This is a genomic window from Nostoc sp. 'Lobaria pulmonaria (5183) cyanobiont' (assembly GCF_002949795.1).
GTDB lineage: Bacteria > Cyanobacteriota > Cyanobacteriia > Cyanobacteriales > Nostocaceae > Nostoc.
The window spans coordinates 1,363,183-1,384,353 of record NZ_CP026692.1; the positions used below are offsets into that span (position 1 = coordinate 1,363,183).

Genomic DNA, 21,171 nt, shown 5'->3' on the forward strand with positions numbered 1-21,171 from the left:
AACTAGTTGGTAATAAAGCAGAATTTACCTTTGTTCTCTGTCTCCGACTGGGAATGCCTATTTTGGGGCTGTCGCTTCTCTGACTTACAGCACCAGCCCAATGAAGCAGCGTTTCCAGACAGAGGCTAGAAACAATAGTTTTAAGGGGACTTATAGCCTAAGTTGACGCTAATCCACAGCTATGTGTCCTACAAACGCCAATATAAGTGACGTTATATATACCAAAACGGTCACATACAAAGAAATATTTTCCAATGGACTCTCTCCCCTGTCCACTGTTTTAAATAGATAAATAAATATCTCAAATAACTGTTTGGTCTGTATTTGAGGAATATCTACCTATTTTGATTGTCTAAATTTGTCTTTTACTAAAGCCAAAGAAATTCCCTAATGGCTCCCCCAAGAGTTAACAGTCAAGAGTTAAAAAACTCTAGACTATAAACTCAGGACTTGCCTTCCAACTGCTGGGGGTGAGCAGCAGATTCAAACTTATAGCCTACGCCACGTACAGTTTGAATTAATGCTGGCTGACTAGCATCAATTTCAATCTTCTTGCGAATTTGGCCGATATGCACATCTACGACCCGCTGGTCGCCGACATATTCATAATCCCACACCTCTTGGATTAATTCTGCCCGCCGCCAAACTCGACCTGGATGACTAGCTAAAAAATGCAACAAGTCAAATTCCAGAGCAGTTAAGGGTACTGCTTGGTTATTAAGTGCTACCTCCCGTCGCACTGGATCGATCATAAGTTTTTCAAATACCAAGCGTTTCTGCTCGGCCGTAGTTATCACTCGCTGACGCCTCAAAATAGCTCCAACTCGGACTTCTAGCTCTCCTAGCCCAAAAGGCTTGGTGAGATAGTCGTCAGCACCTTTAGCAAAGCCGCGAATTTTATCAGCTTCGTCAGCACGGCTAGTCAACATCAAAACAAAAACACCATTACGACTTTGCATCTCTTGGCAGAGGTTAAACCCTGTGACATCAGGTAAATTCACATCTAGAATCACCAAATCAGGGTTAAATTGCTCAAATAGAGTTAAGGCTGTCTTTCCATCTTCGGCAGCCTCCACCTGATAGTTCTGCTTAATCAAAAAGCGTTGGATTAAATTCCGAACCGCAGGGTCGTCGTCAACAACAAGAATCTTGGCAGGAGCCATGACCATTACTTTGCACAAAAATTCGTAAGATTAACAAGAGAGTTGCGTGAAAACGCAGTTGCCACTTTAGGACTAACTAAGAATCTACATGGCTACGGTATAAGAATCCCGATCGTTCAAAAAGAAATACTTTAATCAGGATTGTGGGCAATCAGAAGGCGAAACTTCTATTAGCCAACAGTATATAAGCGCTCTGACTTGAACTGCAACCGTTCTTGATAGCAAGACACCTTTTCGATCCCAGTTAGGTGGTAACTTAAAACGTTTCAATTTTAAATCGATATGTGGATATATACCACAAGCGATTATTCAGTATAATTAAAAAAACTCTATTAGGGCACAGTAAGTTGCCAAATTTGAAACAGTAAAGTTGATTTTTTCATAAAAACCATGAATTTTAGGTACTCTCCGTTCAAATTCTAGATTAGAGCCAGAATTAGACAACGACATGAGGGTATACACGGAGTTATAGCGATATGTTAAAGTGACTATAGTTGAAATTACAAAGTCGATCAAACTAACCCGTGCTACTATCCTGGTAGGGCATATAAATAGATCGAGACTTTAGTTTCGATCAAAATAAAACCTAAAGCTGTTTTTTATTCGATAAAAGACTGCCGCTGACTGAGGCTGAAGTAACAAACTCCCATGAGCGATCAAAATCCCTACGAAAAACTTGGGGTATCAGAAGAGGCTAGCTTCGATGAAATTCAGGATGCTCGTAATCGCCTATTCGAGCAACATAATGGCGATGCCAAGCATTTGGAAGTGATTGAGGCGGCTTACGATGCGATTTTAATGGATCGCTTACGGATGCGCCAGGAAGGTAAAATCAAAGTCCCTGAGCGGATACGGTTTCCAGAGTTGCGAGTGCAATCGCCTCCGAAAGAAAGTCCAACCCCTCGCGAGCAGTCACCCGCATGGCTGCAACGGATGCTGGATCAGCCAACGCCTGCGGATATACTCTTACCAGGAGCTTGGTTTCTCGGTTTGAGTTCTATTAGCCTGTTCTATCCAGAGGGAGGCGATCAGGTTTTGCAGTTAGCATTAGTGGTTGGCGTAGGCACTAGTATTTACTTTCTTAATCGCAAGGAAAGCAAATTTGGCCGAGCAGTTCTGTTCACCCTGGTCAGTTTAATAATTGGCCTAATCGTTGGGGGACTAGTTGCTAGCTGGCTCTTACCACAAATATCATTTATTAGTCTGGAAACGAATCAGTTCTCTAGTGTAGTGACGTTTATATTGTTGTGGTTAGTTAGTAGTTTTCTACGTTAAGCCACTGCCGTCAGCAAGTTTCTATAAAGAAGACATGGTTTATGTGTGTTCTTCTGAGATAAAAAAGTCAGGAGTCGGAATACCTATTCTGACTCCTATTTTAATTTGCAACCCGAATGCTGATTAATTGAATCTGTTGCAGCTACAGAGCCTTTTTAAACAAGGTGTTTAGCTTTTAGAACTATATCTACAGCAGCGCTAAAATCCTTAACGATTAAGTCGGGGTGATAAAGTTCTAGTTGGGTGCGATCGCGAATTCCAGATTCCACAGCCATCACCTTAATCCCATAATTTTTCGCAGCGGTGATGTCGGCTTCCGTATCGCCTACCATCCAGGTATCAGCAGCCGGGGGCAGTTCTTTTAATGCCCTAGCCATCAACAAGGGCTTATCTTCAATATCGCGAGTTTTAACGTAGTCGTTAGTCAAGCAATAACAACGATCTTCTGGGAAAAATCTCCCTAAATCGTGTTTTTGGAAAGCATAATCTAGTTCCCGAAATCGGCGCATTGTCATCACTGCCAAATCAATTCCAGCTTGTTGAATTTTTAACAGTGCATCCACAGCACCAGGTGCGAGGCTGTCATAGTGAAAGTAAGGTTCTGTATGCACTGTTTGCCGCCGCAACTGGGCGAATTCTTGGGCTTGGGCTTCGTCTAACCCAGAATTTAAGGCGATTTGTTTTTCGGGAATGCGCCATCGCTTTAACTGCCAAAATTCTGCTTTCGGAAGTTCTTGCACTACTTGATCTGGGCGACGGGTTTTGTCTAAGCAGAATTGATAAACACGGTAGTACCGTTCGGAAACATCAATAATGGGGCCGTCGAAGTCAGTAATCAGTCTTAGCATCGGCGGAAAATGTTAATTTTTATTACAATTATCTCAGATATATGGCTATTTTTGGAGAGTAACAGCGTGATTTAAGCCCTGCACAAAAATTAGCTCAAGAACTACCAGATATAACAATATATTTCAACAATCAGCGTTCGGAATAATAGTACGCAAGGTTCTCTAATTATACAAGTTGTTCCAGTAGGTAGTAAAAAACACACTAAATTTAGATATAAGCTATTATCACCTTCAGGGAAATTATGAGTGAAGAATGGAAATTTTTAAAGCCTATTTTCAATGATGAAGAAGTAACTAAACTTAGGGAAACACTAAATAAAGTTGTAATCGGTTCTGGAAGTACTGTCGAGCCTAGTAAACTTAATATTATTAAGCAGTCCGACTGGATTGCCGTACCAACTGAAAGTGGAGATCACTTTTCTGAAGAAGATGAAATTAAACTCTTACAAACAGTATTGCAACATGGGAATCAAGAAATTGTAGCAATAGCATTTGAGCCTTTAAAAGCATTCCCCTCTGCATTTGTATTTCCAGCAACGGCTGAAGCTATTGCAGAGTTTAATCATGAATGTGGACATTTTTGGTTTACACTGTATGCTGGAGAGCCTGATTGGGTCATTGTTGGGACTAAGCTAGATTTCCTTGTTATTACTGGAAAACATAGTTTCGTTAGCCAATTTTTAGGGTATGAAATTCAAGAAGCTTTTGCTGACTTCTACGAATTAGCATTAAGTTATTCTGATGATGATCCTGAAAAAAAGTCTTTACTACAGGTGTACAATCTACTTTGGCGTGAATATCCTAAGAGAAATCCTGGAGAAATTATCCAACTTTTGCCTGTGTCGTGAACCATGTGTTAGGCGTTTTGCCGTAGCGCATCCTACTAGCTAAGGTTTTTTTGTAAACTCTTTTTAAGGAAGTATTGATATTTTGTACTCAGGCATCATTGCAAAGTACCGCGTTTGATTTGTTCGCTTTCAATAGCTTCAAATAAGGCGCGAAAGTTACCTTCGCCAAAACCTTTAGCTTGGAAACGGCGTTCAATAAACTCAAAGAAAAATGTCGGCTGTTCAAATATTGGCTGGGTAAAAATTTGTAGTAATAAGGGTGCGGTATTTCCTCCTTCTGCGGGAGTATTTTCTTGCCAGTCCACCAGAATTTCCTGTTGCGCGATCGCTTCAAGTTCCAAAACTGATAATGGAAGTCCAGGACGTTGTTTTAGCTGCGAATAGTAGGTTTGGGGAACTGAGAGTAAAGATAAACCACTGGCACGAAATTTGGCGATCGCACTCACAAGATTAGTCGTCCGCAAGGCAATATGTTGAATTCCTGGTCCCCGATTGACATCAAGAAACTCCTGAATTTGAGAATTGCTGGTAGCCGGCTCATTAATGGGCAATTGAACGCTACCATTGCGCGAAACCATCACCTGGCTGTGTAAAGCAGAGCGATTGGTTTTAATTTTAAATGCTTGCTGGGGTTGAAAATCTAGGATTTTTTCGTACCAAGCCACAGCACGATCCAATTCACCAACTGCCACGTTCAAAACTACGTGATCTATGGCGGTAAAAGTGTTGTCATTAGTCATTTCTCCTTTGTCAAAAACCAATGACAAATGACCACTGACTAATGACCTTTCTATCAATGTATGGGTCAGTCCACCCCAAGCGGCAATTTTGCCACATTTGATGAATCTCGTACCCTCTTGGCGTTCCTGGATGGGTTGTAGGATTGTAGCACCGTGTTTTTGAGCTAGGGCGATCGCGCCTTCGACATCTTCGACAACAAAAGCGACATCTGCAACACCAGGTGGATATTGCCGCAGAAATTCAGCTACTGGACTTGTAGGCAACAGTGGTGAAGATAGAAAAAAGCAGACATCACCACTTTTTACCACTTCTGTACAAGTGTGAAATGAACTGATGCGATCGGTTACTGCTTGAAAACCAAGATGGCGTACAAACCAATCCCGCCACATTTTGGCGTCTTCTACATAGAAATGAACGCGATCAATTTTCATAAATATTGAAAATCCAGCATAACAGTTTATATATCTGTAAATTTTGCCTTTTCTGCTAGATTTTCACGTCTTTCCTAAGCAAGAATTATGTAAGCGTACTCCCACTCTAAAAGAACAAATGACTATCAGGTTGAATGTTAATTTCCATTGGCACAGCTTGCGGTTCGGCAGAAAGGGCAAAGAAAATTGCATTGGCAGCAGTTTCAGGACTAAGCATTTTTTTTCGGTCTACTTTTAGGTTGACGTTATCCCAGAAAGGAGAATCTACCCCACCAAAGTAGAATAGCGTGAACTTGATACCAAAACGCTTGAGTTCCTCTGCCATGCACTTGCTGAAACCGACAACACCAAATTTAGAAGCCGAATAAGCTGCTGCCATCCCCATCGAATGCTTGCCTAGAATTCCAACCACATTACAGATGTGACCAGACTTGCATTTTTGCATCTCTTCAGCAGCCGCCTGAGTTGTATAAAAGCTACCTTTTAAGTTGACATCTAACATCTTGTCTAAATCAGCAGGTTCTAGGCTGTTGTAGGGCTTGAGTATACCAGCACCAGCTGCATTCACTAAAATATCGATTTTACCAAACTCAGCGATAGTCTTTTTAATCAAAGTATCTACCTGTAGTGGGTCAGTAATATCGGTGGGAACAGTCAAAACTTCTCCTGGTAAATCAGCAGCCAGTGTGGTTAAACGAACTGCATCTCTAGCAGCCAGTACTAACCGGACTCCGGTAGGCGCAAGTTTTTGTGTTAAAGCTGAACCAATACCACCACTAGCACCGACAATAACAACAACTTTATCCTGCATCGTATTATTTATATTTCTTTACATCTTTTTACATAATATAGAATTACAGGCTCAGGTTATACGTAAACATCCAGAAAGTATCTATTCGGAGAGTAGCGGCATTACCTCATATTCCTTGCCACTCATTTTTAATGTAAATGTGGGAGATGATTCTAAATATTTGGTAAAATTGGAACCTAATTTTAATTTTTTAATAATTGAATTAGGAGACTCTCCGGTTATTTTCCGTAACTCTGAACCTAGTTTAGACACAGATAACTTAGTTTGGGGAGACTTGGTTTGTATATCTTGAATAATTTTTAATAGTAATTTATTTAATATTTTTTCATTAGGAATTTCCGCAGAATCCTCTTTTTCTTTTTCTTGAATAGATTGTGCAGATGAATCTTCTATAATAGGGATAATTTCTTCAATTTCTGGTTGCTTAGGATTAGATTTATTATTGATATTGGATCTTTCTTGAAATAAACTTGTAATAGTTGCTAAACTGTGTAATCGAGTATTAATAGAATCTTGTTCGTTTTTAATTAAGTCTTGAATTTGCTCAACCACTTTTTCCAAAGATGGAACTTCTGTTGCCATTGCTAAAGAATAATGAGTTAATTTGCCAGTATTCCGGTTTTCTATATGTAAAGTTTGCCCTTGTCTACGTACCCAATAGACAATTAATCCTTGGTTTTGGAGTTCGTTGCAAAGGTGAATTAAAATTCTATCGTTAGAGCAGACTAATATTTCTTTAACTGTTGGATAAGAGCGTGAAACACAAGCACCATAAGCGATCATTTTTGCATCAGCACTATCCTTACCCTCTGGTACGTGGACAAGTTGATAGCCACGGTTATATAGTTCAATATCTTGCTTTCCAATACTTGGATTTCTCCAGTTCGCAAATGCCATTTTAAATTGGAGAGGATACTTACAGACACTAGCTAAAAATAATTCTGAATTAACATCTAATTTTAAGTTCTCTGCATCCAAAAGTAGAAGAGATATTCCTGTTTCTAATTGATGTTTTATTTCAGTTTTTTGTTGAAATTTTTGGATAAATTGGCTGAACGCAGTAGATTCTAACCAAGCAGGTGATAATAAAGTTTGCAGCAGTTGTTCAGCTAATGTCAAACTACAAGAGCCAAGACTTTTCTCTGTGATTTTTTCTTCTGGCAGGTTTTTTACTAAAGAAAGTTCCGTCGCTTCAGGCGTAGATACTTTAGTATGTCCGTTGCTGTTAGGAAGCAAGTCAGTTTCTAGGGAATGAGAGAATACAGGCTCAAGGAATTGTTTACCACAATTTTTGCAGAGGTAATTCTGCTTGTCATTCCGACGACCATTTTTACGATATGAAGTAGATTCGCACCGGGGACATTTCATTTTATGATTCAGGTGGTCTAGAGCAGATACTTGTCTTTAAATATATAGTATAAAAAAATACTGTCAATATCAGATCGCATTGCCCAATATAAGAAAAACTTAAAGCAAGCGGAAATTCAATTTAACCCCTCATTTCCACTTGCACCATATAGTAACCCTCTGAATGGCTAGAATTTAAGAAACACTTCAAATGATGCGAGCGAAAACGTAGTCGCGGGTGCGAGAATCCACAGGGTTAGTAAAGATTTTATTTGTAGTACCAAATTCAACCATTTGAGTAATCCGATTTTCATTACTATAAAAGAAAGCCGTAAAATCAGATAGGCGAGTAACTTGCTGGATATTGTGAGTAACCATTACAATTGTCAACTCAGAACGCAAGTTATGGATCAAATTCTCGATTTTCATACTACCCATAGGATCGAGACCTGAACAAGGCTCATCCATCAAAAGAACATTCGGCTTGACCGCTAAAGCACGGGCAATACATAATCTTTGCTGTTGACCGCCAGAAAGCTCTAAAGCAGATTTGTGCAGCTTATTTTTCACTTCATCCCAAAGTTCGGCAGCTTTGATGGCAGATTCAACAATTCCATCTAATTCTACTTTCGGATACCATCCAACTAATTTCACCCCATAAGCAACATTATCGTAAACGCTCATGGGAAAAAGATTTGGTTTGGGAAAAACCATACTAACTTGGCGACGTAAGCGATTGATGTTGACACGACGCTCATAAATACTCTGCCCAAAAAATTCTACTCTTCCTTCAACCCTCACATCTCCTTCTAATTCACTCATGCGATTTAACGATTTAAGAAAAGTAGACTTCCCACAACCACTAGAACCAATAATTGCCGTGACTTGGTTTTGATAAATATCCATTGACACGCCTTCAACTATCTTTTTAGTTTCGTAATAGAAGCTGAAGTTTTTGACTCTGATGGCTGGAATTAGTTTACTCATATTCCCAAAACGTATGAAACAAAACTTGACAAACTAAAACACTACAAATCAGCAATGCTGTTTCACTATGTTACTCCCAAAAGGATATATTCATGGAACCTACGTAGCTAAACAGTAGCCATACAGCAAATAAAGTGTTACTAGATATTTGTATCAAGACTGTATTTCAAAATGTATCTTTTACAGACTTTTTATACCCATCTTTTGCACATTGACCTATATACCATCCTTGTTTATGAAAAAGGATTGGGTCTAGTTCGATTTAAAATAGTGACGTAGAAATCAAAATACGAATATCATACAGCAGATTTCAAGTTAGTGAGGTACACAAGCAAAGTCTGTAACCCAGATATAAAGGGTGTTTTACTCCTAAATTCTGAATTCCTCTGTATATAAGTAGGACGACGTAAATAATTAAAGGTTTGTAGTGAGGGCTTCAGCCTCAAAGTAGGCTAAAGCCCTCACTACAAACTAATTTAAATATTTTTTACATTAGTTAATATAGCTTGAATTATTCTCACCTACTTACTTATCTCATAGACAGTGAGGAATTAGTTTTTTATAAAGATAAATTAGTAACTTTTGTAAGCTACATTTTATGAGTATCTTTTAGTGCAAGCTAGATCGACAAAAATCAATAATTCACGCTTGGAAGTCCCTTAACCGAAACGCCCGGAAATGTAGTCGCGGGTGCGGGGGTCTAATGGGTTGTTAAAGATTTGCTCTGTAGCGCCAAATTCAACCATTTGACCAATCCGACTTTCATCGGTGCTAAAAAAAGCCGTAAAATCAGAGACGCGAGCGGCTTGCTGCATATTGTGGGTAACGATCGCAATCGTCAACTCAGACTGTAAACTATGGAGCAGTTCCTCAACTTTCATGGTGGCGATGGGATCAAGAGCCGAGCAAGGCTCATCCATCAGCAGAACTTTCGGCTTGACTGCTAAAGCACGGGCTATACATAATCTTTGTTGTTGACCACCAGAAAGCCCTAAAGCAGATTTATCCAGCTTATCTTTGACTTCATCCCAAAGAGCAGCGCTGTGAAGTGCAGATTCAACAATTTCATCTAATTTTAATTTTGAATATCTGCCTGCTATTCTCATACCGTAGGCAACATTTTCGTAAATGCTGATCCCAAAAGGATTTGGTTTTTGGAACACCATACCAATTTGCCGGCGTAACCGATTGATGTTGACACGAGGATCGTAAATATTCTGACCAAAAAATTCTACAGATCCTTCAACTTTTACAGGCCCTTCTAATTCGCTAATGCGATTTAGAATTTTGATGAAGGTAGATTTACCACAACCACTAGGCTCCTGCACCATTGAGAGTTTCAGCTTGTGCGATCGCACCAAAAAATGGACTAAGTGCGACAGAAGTTGTCACCATTGAAGTAGCAACTACACGATTCAATATGGCGGTCGAAAAAATCATATTACCTCTGATTTAAGGAATATTTTACTGCTGTTATTCCAGTCTTAAAGAGGCTACAATTTTTATGGTTAAAGCTTATTTAACAATTGAGAAGCAAGACATTAAGATATGTTTAAGTATTCAATTAAAATATTTTTTTTGACTAAATTATTTGAGTGAAAATATACTAATACTTTTTTAAGGTCATAGGACTGCTATAGAATAATATCTCAGGCTCAGGATAATTACTCACTGCATAAGCAGCTTTGATTATTGCTGCGACTTTTTCTTGCTCAATTGATTCAGTTGATATTTGTATTGATCGCCACTTATCCCTATAAATGGGAAGCATTGCCTCTTGTTCATCAGATAGTTCGGTGATGATGCGTTTTAGCATATTTTCAGTGCAAGAATCGTAAGTTGGCTCAACGAAATATTTATTACATAATCACCTTTAACCATCCAAAAATATCACCTACCGTCAACTGTAACCCCTGACAGAATTCTGGCACTGGTAAAACAGACTCAATTTCCTCAAAAGGTAAGGGTTGTTGTCTTGCAGGATCAGCAGCAATGAATCGCTCATCAGGGTCAATTAACCAACCCATTTGAGTTCCGTGATTGAGAGCGTGTAAGATTTTTTTTGTAACTTTTGTATGGCTTTGTTCGGGGGAGAGAATTTCGATTATCCAGTCGGGTGCTGCGGAAAATGTATTGGCACACCATTTTCGTCTACAGGAAGCCTTGCCCAAGAGAATACAGCGACATCGGGAACTATAGAACGTCCTGCAAAAGTGCAACGTAATTCTGGAAAAGCCCAACCCATTTTTTGGACTTTGATAACAGAATTGATTGTGGGACAGAGTTCTCCTTGAATAGTGCTATGTTTTCCTTGAGGCATAGGTTTTGAAATTACTTTACCGTCGATGTATTCGCAATACGGTTTAGTTTCTGGTAGTGTGAGAAACTCTTCTAGCGTCAATATTTTATTTGATGTTTGTACCATGATTATCCTAACTTCAATTTATGATGATTGATTTACATAGTTAGTATTTACCTTATTCTAAAATACTTTTTAAATTTGCTAATCAGCCGCCATCTAAATTATTTCCTGTTTGCTTGCGGTTACAATACAGCACTAAAAGTATAAATAATCCTATTCCTGCTAGATATTTAATCGGCTCAGGTACGCTGGGATTAGGAGAGAAAAAGCCTTCGATCGCACCAGCAATAATCAACATTGGTACAATCCCAAATACTAGCTGCACTGCCTGATAACCATAAAATTTCAGTGCATCCCCACGGCGATATTTACCAGGAAATAAAATTGCTCTTGCTAATAAAAATCCCGCACCCCCTGCAAAAAAGATCGCTGGTAATTCCAAAGAACCATGCGGAAACACAAAGGCCCAAAAAGGATAAGCCAGATTATTTTGACCAACTAAAGTACCAACAGCACCAATTAATAAACCATTAAATATCATCAAATAGGCTGTGTATGCTCCAGCAGTCATACCACCGGCGACAGCCCCAAAAGATACCAACAAATTATTGATCGCGATCCCGCTGGATGCTAGAGGTTCAACACCGACAATTGAACCCATCCATAATTTATGCTCATCTCGCACCTTGGTAATCAAGCTTTCAGGTACAATCAAAGGCATAAAGCTGGGGTTTTGCCAGGAATACCACCAAGCCACTAGTGCCCCCAGTAAAAACAGCGCCGTAGCCGCAGCAATATATACAAATGTTTTCTGGACTACTGATGGTAATCCCCAACGATAAAATTCTAGGATTGCCTGCCATTCCTGCCGCCGCGAACCTTGGTAAATCTGCGTGTAAGCACGAGTTGTTAAAGATTGTAAACTTTGGATCGAGGTATTGCCGATTTGCTGAGTGCGGGCACGTGCCAAATCTGCCGTTACTGAACGATACAAACTCGCTAACTCTCTAATTTCTGCTGCCCCTAAAGACTTTAACCCTTTTTTTTCTATCTGCCTTAATAGGGCATCCAAACGCTGCCAATTTGGTTCTCGTCGCGCAATCCAACGTTGAATATTCATGAATTTTGGGAACACTGAGTTTAACTTAGCTTAAGATAGCCTCAAATTCATCTCCGTAATTTCAAGGGAAATTTAGCATTATGTCTGAAAACTTTGGATCTTCCGGTCAGATACAACCACTGAGTATTGGTAACGTTGTCAGTGCTGCGGTACGGTTGTATCGTTCTCATTTGAAGACTTATCTTAATCTAGCTGCGATCGCTCACTTGTGGATTCTGGTTCCTGTGTATGGTTGGGCAAAATATGCAGCCATTTCTGGACTAATTTCACGCTTGGCTTTTGGAGAATTAATTTACCAGCCTGAAGGTGTTCAAACTGCCAGAAGCCATATTAATCCACGTCTTTGGTCATTTTTAAGACTTGCTTTGCAAGTAGGTATATCTTTGTTGGTAATTTATATTGGACTAGCGATCGTGGGCGCTGTGCTTGGTGGGTTGATCGGAGGAGTATTAGGAGGGGTATTAGGTGTTAGTGCAAGTATTACAGCCACCATTATGGGAGTAATTGTAACGGTAGTTCTTGTGCTGTTAGGACTAACCTGGTTTTATTCCCGTTGGATAGTAGCTGAAGTGCCCTTAGCAGTTGAGGAAAATATCAATGGTGGCGAAAGTGTTGCCAGAAGTTGGGAGCTAACTAAAGCCTCAGTATTTCGCATTCAAGGCATTGTTTTAGTTGCTTTTATCGTTACAATGCCGTTGGTGTTTGTATTAAACTATATACCTAGCTTATTCCTAATCAGGCTTGAGCCTGGTACTGCTATTTACTCGATTGTCTATCTTATTTCTGTGATTGGAAGTTTGATCGGTGGAGTTTTAGTCATGCCATTTTGGCAAGCACTAAAAGCTGTTTTATACTTGGACTTGCGTAGTCGGCGTGAAGGTTTAGGTTTACAATTACGAGAACCTCCCTCACAAGATTTTCGTTAACCCAACACCTTAATCCAACTCTATTGATTTTGAATTATTTAAAATATGCGCTTTTTTAATCGCATTACATTCCAGACTCCAGAAAGTGTAGAGTTGGAATTCACTCTAGCGGGAATCGGGAATCGAGCTTTGGCACTCCTGATTGACTATACAGTATTGGGTATAACTTTACTTCTGTTTGTCCTTACCTGGAGTGTCTTCTCGACACAGCTGTTAAATTTTGTTGAATACTTTTTTACAAATTTACCAAGTTTAGACATTTGGTTGTTAGCAATTTTCTTCATTATCGCCTTTGCAATTTACATCGGCTATTTTGTATTTTTTGAAACCTTATGGTTTGGGCAAACTCCTGGTAAACGGGTTGCTAAAATTCGCGTAGTTCGAGATGATGGTAGACTGATCGGGCTACAACAAGCAACGCTACGTGCTTTACTGCGACCCTTTGATGAAACTTTGTTTATTGGTGCTTTTTTAATTATGTTGGGTAGCCGTGAAAAGCGCTTAGGTGATTTAGCAGCTGGCACAATTGTCATTCAAGCCCAAACACCCACTGCATCTGCAAAATTGACAATTTCAGAACAGGCAAAAGGACTTCATGAACAGTTAATCGAAATTGCTGATTTCTCGCAATTGATGCCAGATGATTTTGCTGTGATTCGTGAGTATTTACAGCGACGTGCTGCAATGTCGTTAAAGGCAAGAGCCTCACTATCTCTAAAGCTAGCCGAGCAAGTTAAAGCTATTATTCATTTAGAAAAATTGCCAGAAGCTGTTACACCTGATGTTTTTTTAGAAGCAATTTACCTCGGTTATCAACAACCGGAATTTTAGGCTGGAGATTTTGTTTAGAGCATGGTTTTAAATAGATGGATTAAAATTTATTATCTATTTTCAGGCAGACATAACTAATAATCAGTAGTCAGTAGTCAGTGAGTGGAAACTACTGACTACTAATTACTAACTAATTACTTAAAAATCTAAAATCGGCCAGTCTGATTCACGATAATAACGTGTCATGTTGTCAAACTTCCGTAATTCAACACGATCAATCAAAAATTCTGGCAAATTCAACAGCCATTGTTCATTCAATTGAGAAAGCATAGTGCTGAAGCTTATGCGGTCTAGGTCAGATGGAACCTCCCCAAAATAGGCTAATGTAACATGGGCCGTGAAGTGATAATGCTGCTCAATACCCAAGGCAATTAACTTGGGATTTTGATAAATTGTTCGGCGAAATTGAATAATTTCCTCGTAACAGCGTTCATCTTGGGGGACTAAACAAATGGCTACAGCTCTTGGCATCAGTATTAGTCCCAGCATTTGCCATTTAATTGGATGACTCCTGTTTGTCATCAATTGTTGATATCTTTGAAATATTTCGGCTAAACAAGAGTGTAACTCCTCATCAAATTTAGGATTTTTTTCGTAGGCATCAAGGTAAGCATTGTCCCAAATTAAATCCGCTAAAGTCAGATGGAAGCTAGCAGGAGGTACAGGTACAATCAAATTACGGTTTACAGGCAACTGCAAAAGTTCCTGTTGGTAAGTCTGTAATTTGGCATAGAAAGCAGAGTTTTGTGATTCTTCTTCTGGCGGCGGGGTAATTAGCGTATAGCCAGGAAAGGATGCTGCTTGTCTCAACCCAGAATCTAGCTGAAATTTAGAAGATTCCTGAATATGCTGGGCTTGGGATCTGTAGGCTTCAGGCAGCGTCAGTCTTGCTAACCGATTTAAGTAAGTTTGATAGTTGTCGTCCAATCTTCATAGCCTCACGCTCTCACTTGATAGATTTTAGGGAAAATTACCTTGATTGACAGAATGATTTCAAAAGTATTTAGTTTTTGGGAGGGGGAGATGAAGAAGCAGGGGAGCATACTTCGACTCTCTTCGACACTTCGACAAGCTCAGTGCATCGCTACGCGCTTCGGCTACGCTCAGGACAGGCTCAGGGCAAGTCGCTCAGTAACCAGGGGAGCAGCACTTCTCTACGAGACGCTGCGCGAACGGCTACGCTCAGTGACTGAGGAGAAGTTGCAGTAAGTTTTTCCCCTTTGCACCTCTGCCTTTTGTGCCCGATGCCCATCTACTACAAGGTTTATCTATGCCAATCTATGTTTACTGGGGTGAGGATGATTTTGCGATGGAAAAGGCGATCGCTGTTTTGCGCGATCGCGTCCTCGATCCCCAATGGACAAGTTTCAATTACACTGCATTCTCCCCAGATCGATCTGATGCTCCTATCCAGGGGTTAAATCAGGTGATGACGCCTACTTTTGGCGCTGGTGGGCGCTTGGTATGGCTGATAAATACTACTCTGTGTCAGCACTGTCCAGAGAATGTGTTGGCAGAATTGGGGCGATCGCTAAGAGTCATTCCCGAAAACTCATTTTTATTGCTTACCAGTCGCAACAAGCCAGATGAACGTCTCAAATCCACGAAATTGTTAAAACAGTTTGCTACCGAATTCCGAGAATTTCCCCTCATTCCCCCTTGGAAAACAGAATTACTGGTGCAATCTGTTAATCAAGCAGCCCAGACTGTGGGTGTGAAACTGACTGCCAATACTGCCCATCTGTTGGCAGAATCTGTAGGAAATGATACACGGCTTCTTTACAATGAGTTAGAAAAATTACGGTTATATGCCCAAGGTAGTAATAAGCCTTTAGATACAGATACCGTTACGAAGTTAGTAAGAAATACTACTCAAAATAGCTTACAATTAGCAGCAGCAATCAGAACAGGAGATACAGCTAAAGCTTTGACAACCTTGGCAGATTTGAGCAATGCTTCCGAGCCGGGATTACGGATAGTTGCCACACTGATTGGACAATTTCGCACCTGGCTGTGGGTCAAGATTATGATAGAAAGTGGGGAACGGAATCAACAAGCGATCGCTATTGCCGCTGATATCGGTAATCCCAAACGGATTTACTTCTTACAGCAAGAAATCAAGCTGCTTTCTGTACAACAGTTAATCTCTTGCTTACCCCTACTACTGGAGTTAGAAGTTAGCCTTAAGCAAGGAGCATCAGAAATGTCAACACTCCAGACTAAAGTCATCGAACTTTGTCAAGTATGCCGAGGAAATTGACAATCAAATATAAAAGCTTGATCTATTGAGCAGTTCCTGGAACTTCCAACTCCGAAAATAATTCAAAGTTCTTATAATATCCCTGATCTAGTTTTGTGTCACATACTATATGAAGAAAATTTCCGATTTATTTTCTCGAACTAGCCGAAAGCGAATCCTTTCGCAATCATTATTTTTCGGCGCGATCGCTAGTGTAAGTGTGATTTCCAACGCTTTTTCATTCAGTTCCAAAGCTGAGGCTCAAACTCCACCACCAATAGTTAACAATACTGAAATCGACAGTTACGCTCAAGCCGTGCTAGCAATGGAGCCAGCCCGTCAAAATGCCTTTGAAGAAATTAAAAAACTTATTGGCAATGGAGAAATTCCCCAGATTGTTTGCAACGACTCTAATAGCATAAATGGTCTTCCAAAGAAGGCTCAAGATATCGCAGTGAACTACTGTAATCACGCTCAAAAAATTGTTGAAGATAATGGTTTGAGATTTGAACAGTTCAACAAAATTACTATAGAACTACAAAATAATACTATCTTAAAAAGCCAGGTTTATAATACCCTATTACGGCTGCAACAACCTCCCGAATCTCGGTAAGTAGAAGGGCTACTTAAAAGCACGTAGTAAGTAAGTGGTTAATTACTATGGGAATCATAACTAATTATTCGGACATTATATAGGATTCCTATTTGATTCATGAAAAATGATAAAGCGTGTTTTACTCCTGAATTCTGTATTCTGAATTCTGAATGATGCTGTATAAATTTTGATATAAAAAAAAAGCAAATCAGGCATTGGGCAGAATTTAATTCATATTCCCCAAAGCCCCATTTTTAAGTCCGTCCAACAAGGCTGGCGATTACTGTAGCTAACTCAGCGGCTTTAATAGGTTTAGGTAAATGTAGCTGATAACCTTCTTGTATAGCTCGCAGCCGATCCTCTTCTTTAGTATCATCTGTCAACGCTGCGGCTGGAATATTTCCCCCTAGTTCTGGTGGTTGCGATCGCACTTTATGGATCAAAGAGTAACCATCCTCTTGGGGCATACTGATGTCGCTGACTAAAGCATTTGGTTTCCACTGTGTAATTAACTGCAATGCTTCTGAAACTGATGCTACAGCTTTAACTTCGGCTTGGTACTGTTCGAGGACTGTGGTGATGAATTCACGGGTATCGGCTTGCTCGTCTACTACCAGCACGCGCACACCAAGCAGGGAGAGAAGGGAAGAATTCTTTAGAAGTGGTAGTTTGACTGTAAACGTTGCTCCTTGCTGTTCACCTGGACTATTTACATGGACAGTACCACCATGTAATTCTACTAAATGACGGACGATCGCTAATCCTAGTCCTAATCCACCATAGATTCTAGTGTTAGAACTATCAGCTTGACGAAAGCGATCGAAAACGTAAGGAAGAAAATTAGGGCTGATACCAATGCCTGTATCAATCACCTGAATTTGGGCATATTTATCTGTTGTCTGTTGTTTTTCTTGTCCACTGATTACTGACAATTGCACCTCTACCCTTCCTCCAACGGGTGTAAATTTGATGGCATTGGATAGCAGATTCCAGATGATTTGTTGCAAGCGCTCGAAATCCCCGGAAACTAAGAATTGAGAATTTTCGCCCAGTTTGCTGTCCTCTGAGTGTTGATTGATTTGGGATTGTGCTGCTGAAAATTCGAGATTTTCGCGATTAACTCCTAATCCCCAATCTGAATTTGGCTCGATTGTTACCACGGGGAGTATCCCCGGTGGCGCATTTCGCGTTTCTTTTGAAGGAATGAGGGAAAATCTCAAATCGATTTCCTTGGATTGGGCGGCTAAACTAACAGTCTCGATGGCTGACTCAATTATGAGAACTAAATTACAAGTACGGACATCGAGGCGTAACTTACCTCTACTCATCCGCGATATATCCAGCAAGTCTTCAATTAGCTGGGTTTGCGCTTTGGCGTTGCGCTCAATTGTCTCCGTTGCTCTAGCCATTTGGGTATCACTGAGCTTGCTTCGTTGCAGTAATTGCGCCCAGCCAAGGATGGCATTCAGGGGCGATCGCAATTCGTGAGACAATATTCCTAGAAACTCATCCTTCATCCGGTTGGCTTCTTGCAACTGCTCAGTTTGTTGTTGCAAAAAAGCAATTAAACTAGCCCGTTCCATTGCGATCGCTATTTGGTCACATACTGCTTGCATCATCCCTTTTTGATTGTCAGTGAAGCTTAACAGAGTGCGGCTGCCAAAAGAAAGAGTACCCAATAGCCGTCCTTGGGCGAGCAATGGGTAGGCATAATAAGCAGTAATACCTAAAGAGCGAATCAATTCTGTTTGCAAGTCAGTTGATTGCTGCACATTCTCTACAGCTATAGGATGGCGTGAGAGCGCTACACCACCAGAAACTCCTTGACCAAATGTTAACCACTCAACTTCCTGTACCATTTCCTGGGAAATGCCACTGTAAGACTCTAGCCGCATTACTTGAGAGTTATCCTCAACCAAATAGTTAAAGTAAATATCTAAACCAATTTGGTCTCTTAGTTTTTGGTAGACGCTATCGATTAGTAGTACTGGTTCCTGGCTTGATAGTAAATCGTTGGCTGTGTCAAATAGTAGCTTTAGCCTTTTGTAACCTAATGAAAGTGCTTTTTCTGCCTGCTTGAGGTTGCTGATTTCTTGGAACACTAAGATGCAGGTAGCTGGATGACCGTGCATTGCTGGCAAGGTATCAGCAAATACTAGTAGAGAGCGCACACCAGCCGGAGTGTGCCAGTCCACCTCCAATCCATTCAGGCGTTCGCCACGGGCAACCCGCACTCCTGGCATAAGTTCATTGGGGATGCGGCTGGCGATCGCATCTGTGTAGTGGTAGACTGTGTGGTAATCTACGGCTGGTACACCTTTGGGAAATTCGCCCCCAGCTAATTCGTCGGCAGAGCGATTGGCAAAAGTTACCCGCGCCGTTCCTGGTTCGATAAACAGCAAAGGTCTTGGCATCAGATTTAACACATCCTCTAACCATTTTTGCTGATTTAGGAGTACTTCCTCTGCCTGTTTGCGCTCCGTAATATCTAAAAATGCACCGACACTTCCTCTAGTTTTACCCTCTTCGTCAAACAGGGGAGCAACATAGTACAACAGCTTGACGATTTTGCCATTTTCATGAACGACATCAAGTTCACAATCGAGAATTTCGACACCATGAGTAGCAGAGTACTGCATTGGGAGTTCCTCTGTTGAAAGTTCCCTTCCCTCGCGGTAGATTTTAAAGCTTGTCGGTCTTTCATCCACGGGAGCGTTGAGGGAGCCATTTGTATCTGAGGATATTCCCAACTGCTTGCCAAAAGCAGGGTTGACCTTAATATTTTGGCATTCTGGATCTTCGGCAATGCCAATTCCAATAGGAATTACCTCTAACAAAGTTTGTAATTCAGTAATCCGGCGCTGTAGATCCCTATTTAGTTGTAATATTTGTTCCTTGGCCTGCTTTTGCTCACTGATGTCGCGAGTCACAGTTGCTAAGGCAATTGGCTGACCTGTGTTGTTATCTGTAACAGTGAAGATATTGTAATCAACTGGTATCGGTTGACCTGTTTGGAGATGCCGAAAGCAGAATTCTCCCTGCCAGCACCCTTCTGATAGTACAGTCGGCAGTATATATTCTTGAAAATAGGCTTTGTCTTTGGGCATGAAGTAATCTAATACTGCTTTTTGCCTTACTTCACTAAGGTTGGTAAACCCTACCAACTTTTGACCTGCATCATTTATGTAGAGTAATTGACCCTCAAGAGTGGCAATGCCGATAAAGTCAGAGCTATTTTCTACCAGGGATGCTAATTTTTGTTGTTCTGCTTCTGCTTGTTTGCGTTCGCTCAAATCGAGGATAAACGCTACTGACTCTTCGCGGTTTTCTCCTAGCAACACGTAACCAACTAAAACCGGGATACGGCTACCATCCTTGCAAATAAATTCTTTCTCGTAGGGCGTACAAGCAGCGTTGGTATTTCCTTGGGCTTCGGCAACACCTCGCTCATCCAAGTATAGATACTCTGGTGGTGTGATATTGCGCCAACTTAACCTACCGGCTAACAAATCCTCGCGCGTGTAACCAATCATCCTTAATAATTCGTCGTTTGCCTGCTGGATACCGCCATCCACATCGCCAAACAGAATGCCAATGACGTTAGCATCTACAAAACTCCCTAGTTTAGCTTCGTAGGTTCTCAGTGCTTTTTGGGCAAGATCGCGTTGATAGCTGAGGCGTTCAATAACCCTAGCACTTTGCCAAATCAAAATAGTAAAAATCACAATCAGAACGATCGCAAACACCGATACTGCAAATGCCGGATCGTATTGTCCTGCTCGTTGACCTTCAACAATTACCCACCCCAATATAAAAGGTACTGCGATCGCTGCAATTAATAAACGACGTGCAAGTAAGCCGCCGTAACTATCACTTGTAACTACCCTCATTAACCCCTGGTCTGCCCGCACCCACAGAATGCCCATACTTAGCAAGAGGAACAACACTGCTGTGTGTAACGCCATTGATGTTGTATAAGGGGCAAGTCCATAGAGAACTTTCACTTTGTAGGCATAGCCCATCAGTGCTTGAAAGGAAATTAAAGTAGCAATCAGAGCGATAATCTGGGCATACCAATAACTGCGGTGGGTTTTTGGATGAATCAAAATCTCTAGGGCGACGCTGACCAGTATAAAGTTCAGTGCTGTGTTCACCCCCATTCGCCCCGGATACAATGTCGCTATACTAGTTCGTGAATCGCGAAACACCAGCTCATCAATGCCAAGATTCCAGCCGAACAGATATTCACAGAGGGTAAGTGCCACAATTGTGGTGACAGCTATTGCACAGACCTGAGAGATGAGAAGAGTGAGTGTGGGCAAGGGGGCTGTGGAACTGTGCGGGTAATTTTGAATTGTTCTTTCCCCCCTGCTCCTCTGCTTCCCTGCTCCCCTGCTCCCCTGCTCTCCTTTTAAAAATAGCGATAGCGACACACCACACAGCACAAAACACAGTGCTGTGTTGACTTTCATTGTGGCAGGACTACCAGGGAAGCCGCGCTTAAGAACTTCAATGCCAAGACACCAACCAACTAGTACCAAGCTGCCAACAAAAACAGCGATCGCACTTGCGACTTTTGCCACAAGTGAATTTGTAGGCATTTTAGATATATCTTGCAGCTGCAAGCGGTTGATATTTAACATTGAG

General features: G+C 40.9%; 17 protein-coding genes and 2 pseudogenes. 6 read left to right on the top strand and 13 right to left on the bottom strand.

Translation table 11 applies throughout. From position 1 onward, the window contains the following. Nucleotides 1-443: 443 nt before the first annotated feature. Entirely contained in the window at nt 444-1,163 is a 720-nt protein-coding gene (locus NLP_RS05840; RefSeq protein ID WP_104905561.1) for a response regulator transcription factor, read from the bottom strand. Nucleotides 1,164-1,811: 648 nt separating this feature from the next. Between NLP_RS05840 and NLP_RS05845 the strand changes: the two genes are divergently transcribed. Beyond that, a complete protein-coding gene (locus NLP_RS05845; protein ID WP_104905562.1) occupies nt 1,812-2,438 on the top strand; it encodes a CPP1-like family protein in 627 nt (208 codons plus the stop codon). Between the two features lie 155 nt (nt 2,439-2,593). Here NLP_RS05845 and NLP_RS05850 read toward each other — a convergent pair whose 3' ends face one another. Further along, nucleotides 2,594-3,286 carry an HAD family hydrolase gene (locus NLP_RS05850; protein ID WP_104905563.1) on the bottom strand — a complete coding sequence of 231 codons (693 nt, stop codon included), beginning with the start codon at nt 3,284-3,286 and terminating at the stop codon, nt 2,594-2,596. Between the two features lie 242 nt (nt 3,287-3,528). Between NLP_RS05850 and NLP_RS05855 the strand changes: the two genes are divergently transcribed. Next, nucleotides 3,529-4,134, top strand: coding sequence for a hypothetical protein (locus tag NLP_RS05855; protein ID WP_104905564.1), 606 nt, complete (start codon nt 3,529-3,531; stop codon nt 4,132-4,134). A gap of 95 nt (nt 4,135-4,229) precedes the next feature. Here the strand turns inward: NLP_RS05855 and hppD are convergent, their stop codons facing one another. From hppD to NLP_RS05900, 9 genes and pseudogenes are all read right to left on the bottom strand, one after another. Further along, complete coding sequence (hppD, locus tag NLP_RS05860) at nt 4,230-5,306, bottom strand: 4-hydroxyphenylpyruvate dioxygenase (protein WP_104905565.1); 1,077 nt, start codon at nt 5,304-5,306, stop codon at nt 4,230-4,232. 106 nt (nt 5,307-5,412) lie between these two features. Next, nucleotides 5,413-6,117 carry an SDR family oxidoreductase gene (locus NLP_RS05865; RefSeq protein ID WP_104905566.1) on the bottom strand — a complete coding sequence of 235 codons (705 nt, stop codon included), beginning with the start codon at nt 6,115-6,117 and terminating at the stop codon, nt 5,413-5,415. An 81-nt stretch (nt 6,118-6,198) separates the two neighbouring features. Continuing rightward, nucleotides 6,199-7,485, bottom strand: a complete 1,287-nt coding sequence (locus NLP_RS05870; RefSeq protein WP_104905567.1) for an IS1/IS1595 family N-terminal zinc-binding domain-containing protein — start codon at nt 7,483-7,485, stop codon at nt 6,199-6,201. A gap of 186 nt (nt 7,486-7,671) precedes the next feature. Then, the gene (locus NLP_RS05875; RefSeq protein ID WP_104905568.1) at nt 7,672-8,451 is read right to left on the bottom strand and encodes a phosphate ABC transporter ATP-binding protein; all 780 of its coding nucleotides are present in this window, start codon (nt 8,449-8,451) and stop codon (nt 7,672-7,674) included. A 659-nt stretch (nt 8,452-9,110) separates the two neighbouring features. Continuing rightward, on the bottom strand, nt 9,111-9,782 hold the full coding sequence (locus tag NLP_RS05880; protein ID WP_104905569.1) for a phosphate ABC transporter ATP-binding protein: 672 nt from the start codon (nt 9,780-9,782) through the stop codon (nt 9,111-9,113). Further along, a pseudogene (locus NLP_RS35470) lies at nt 9,769-9,891 on the bottom strand (phosphate ABC transporter substrate-binding protein PstS); the annotation flags it as partial. The gene NLP_RS05880 and the pseudogene NLP_RS35470, both read right to left, overlap by 14 nt. A 166-nt stretch (nt 9,892-10,057) precedes the next feature. After that, a complete protein-coding gene (locus NLP_RS05890; RefSeq protein WP_104905570.1) occupies nt 10,058-10,267 on the bottom strand; it encodes a hypothetical protein in 210 nt (69 codons plus the stop codon). Nucleotides 10,268-10,310: 43 nt separating this feature from the next. Next, nucleotides 10,311-10,876 (bottom strand): annotated as a pseudogene (locus NLP_RS05895) (Uma2 family endonuclease). A gap of 82 nt (nt 10,877-10,958) precedes the next feature. Next, a complete protein-coding gene (locus NLP_RS05900) occupies nt 10,959-11,933 on the bottom strand; it encodes a stage II sporulation protein M (protein WP_104905571.1) in 975 nt (324 codons plus the stop codon). 80 nt (nt 11,934-12,013) lie between these two features. On the opposite strand from NLP_RS05900, the gene NLP_RS05905 reads away from it, so the two are divergent. Together NLP_RS05905 and NLP_RS05910 are read left to right on the top strand one after the other, a co-directional pair. Continuing rightward, nucleotides 12,014-12,859: a hypothetical protein gene (locus tag NLP_RS05905; RefSeq protein WP_104905572.1), complete on the top strand. Its 846-nt coding sequence runs from the start codon at nt 12,014-12,016 to the stop codon at nt 12,857-12,859. A 45-nt stretch (nt 12,860-12,904) separates the two neighbouring features. Beyond that, nucleotides 12,905-13,690, top strand: a complete 786-nt coding sequence (locus NLP_RS05910; RefSeq protein ID WP_104905573.1) for an RDD family protein — start codon at nt 12,905-12,907, stop codon at nt 13,688-13,690. A 138-nt stretch (nt 13,691-13,828) separates the two neighbouring features. On the opposite strand, the gene NLP_RS05915 is transcribed toward NLP_RS05910, so the two are convergent. After that, the gene (locus NLP_RS05915; protein WP_199784770.1) at nt 13,829-14,617 is read right to left on the bottom strand and encodes a DUF1868 domain-containing protein; all 789 of its coding nucleotides are present in this window, start codon (nt 14,615-14,617) and stop codon (nt 13,829-13,831) included. Between the two features lie 343 nt (nt 14,618-14,960). Here NLP_RS05915 and holA point away from each other — a divergent pair, with 343 nt between their 5' ends. Both holA and NLP_RS05930 read left to right on the top strand, forming a co-directional pair. Beyond that, nucleotides 14,961-15,950, top strand: a complete 990-nt coding sequence (holA, locus tag NLP_RS05925) for a DNA polymerase III subunit delta (RefSeq protein WP_104909789.1) — start codon at nt 14,961-14,963, stop codon at nt 15,948-15,950. 109 nt (nt 15,951-16,059) lie between these two features. Then, a complete protein-coding gene (locus NLP_RS05930; RefSeq protein ID WP_104905575.1) occupies nt 16,060-16,542 on the top strand; it encodes a DUF4168 domain-containing protein in 483 nt (160 codons plus the stop codon). 236 nt (nt 16,543-16,778) lie between these two features. On the opposite strand, the gene NLP_RS05935 is transcribed toward NLP_RS05930, so the two are convergent. Further along, entirely contained in the window at nt 16,779-21,167 is a 4,389-nt protein-coding gene (locus tag NLP_RS05935) for a hybrid sensor histidine kinase/response regulator (RefSeq protein WP_104905576.1), read from the bottom strand. Nucleotides 21,168-21,171 lie beyond the last annotated feature (4 nt).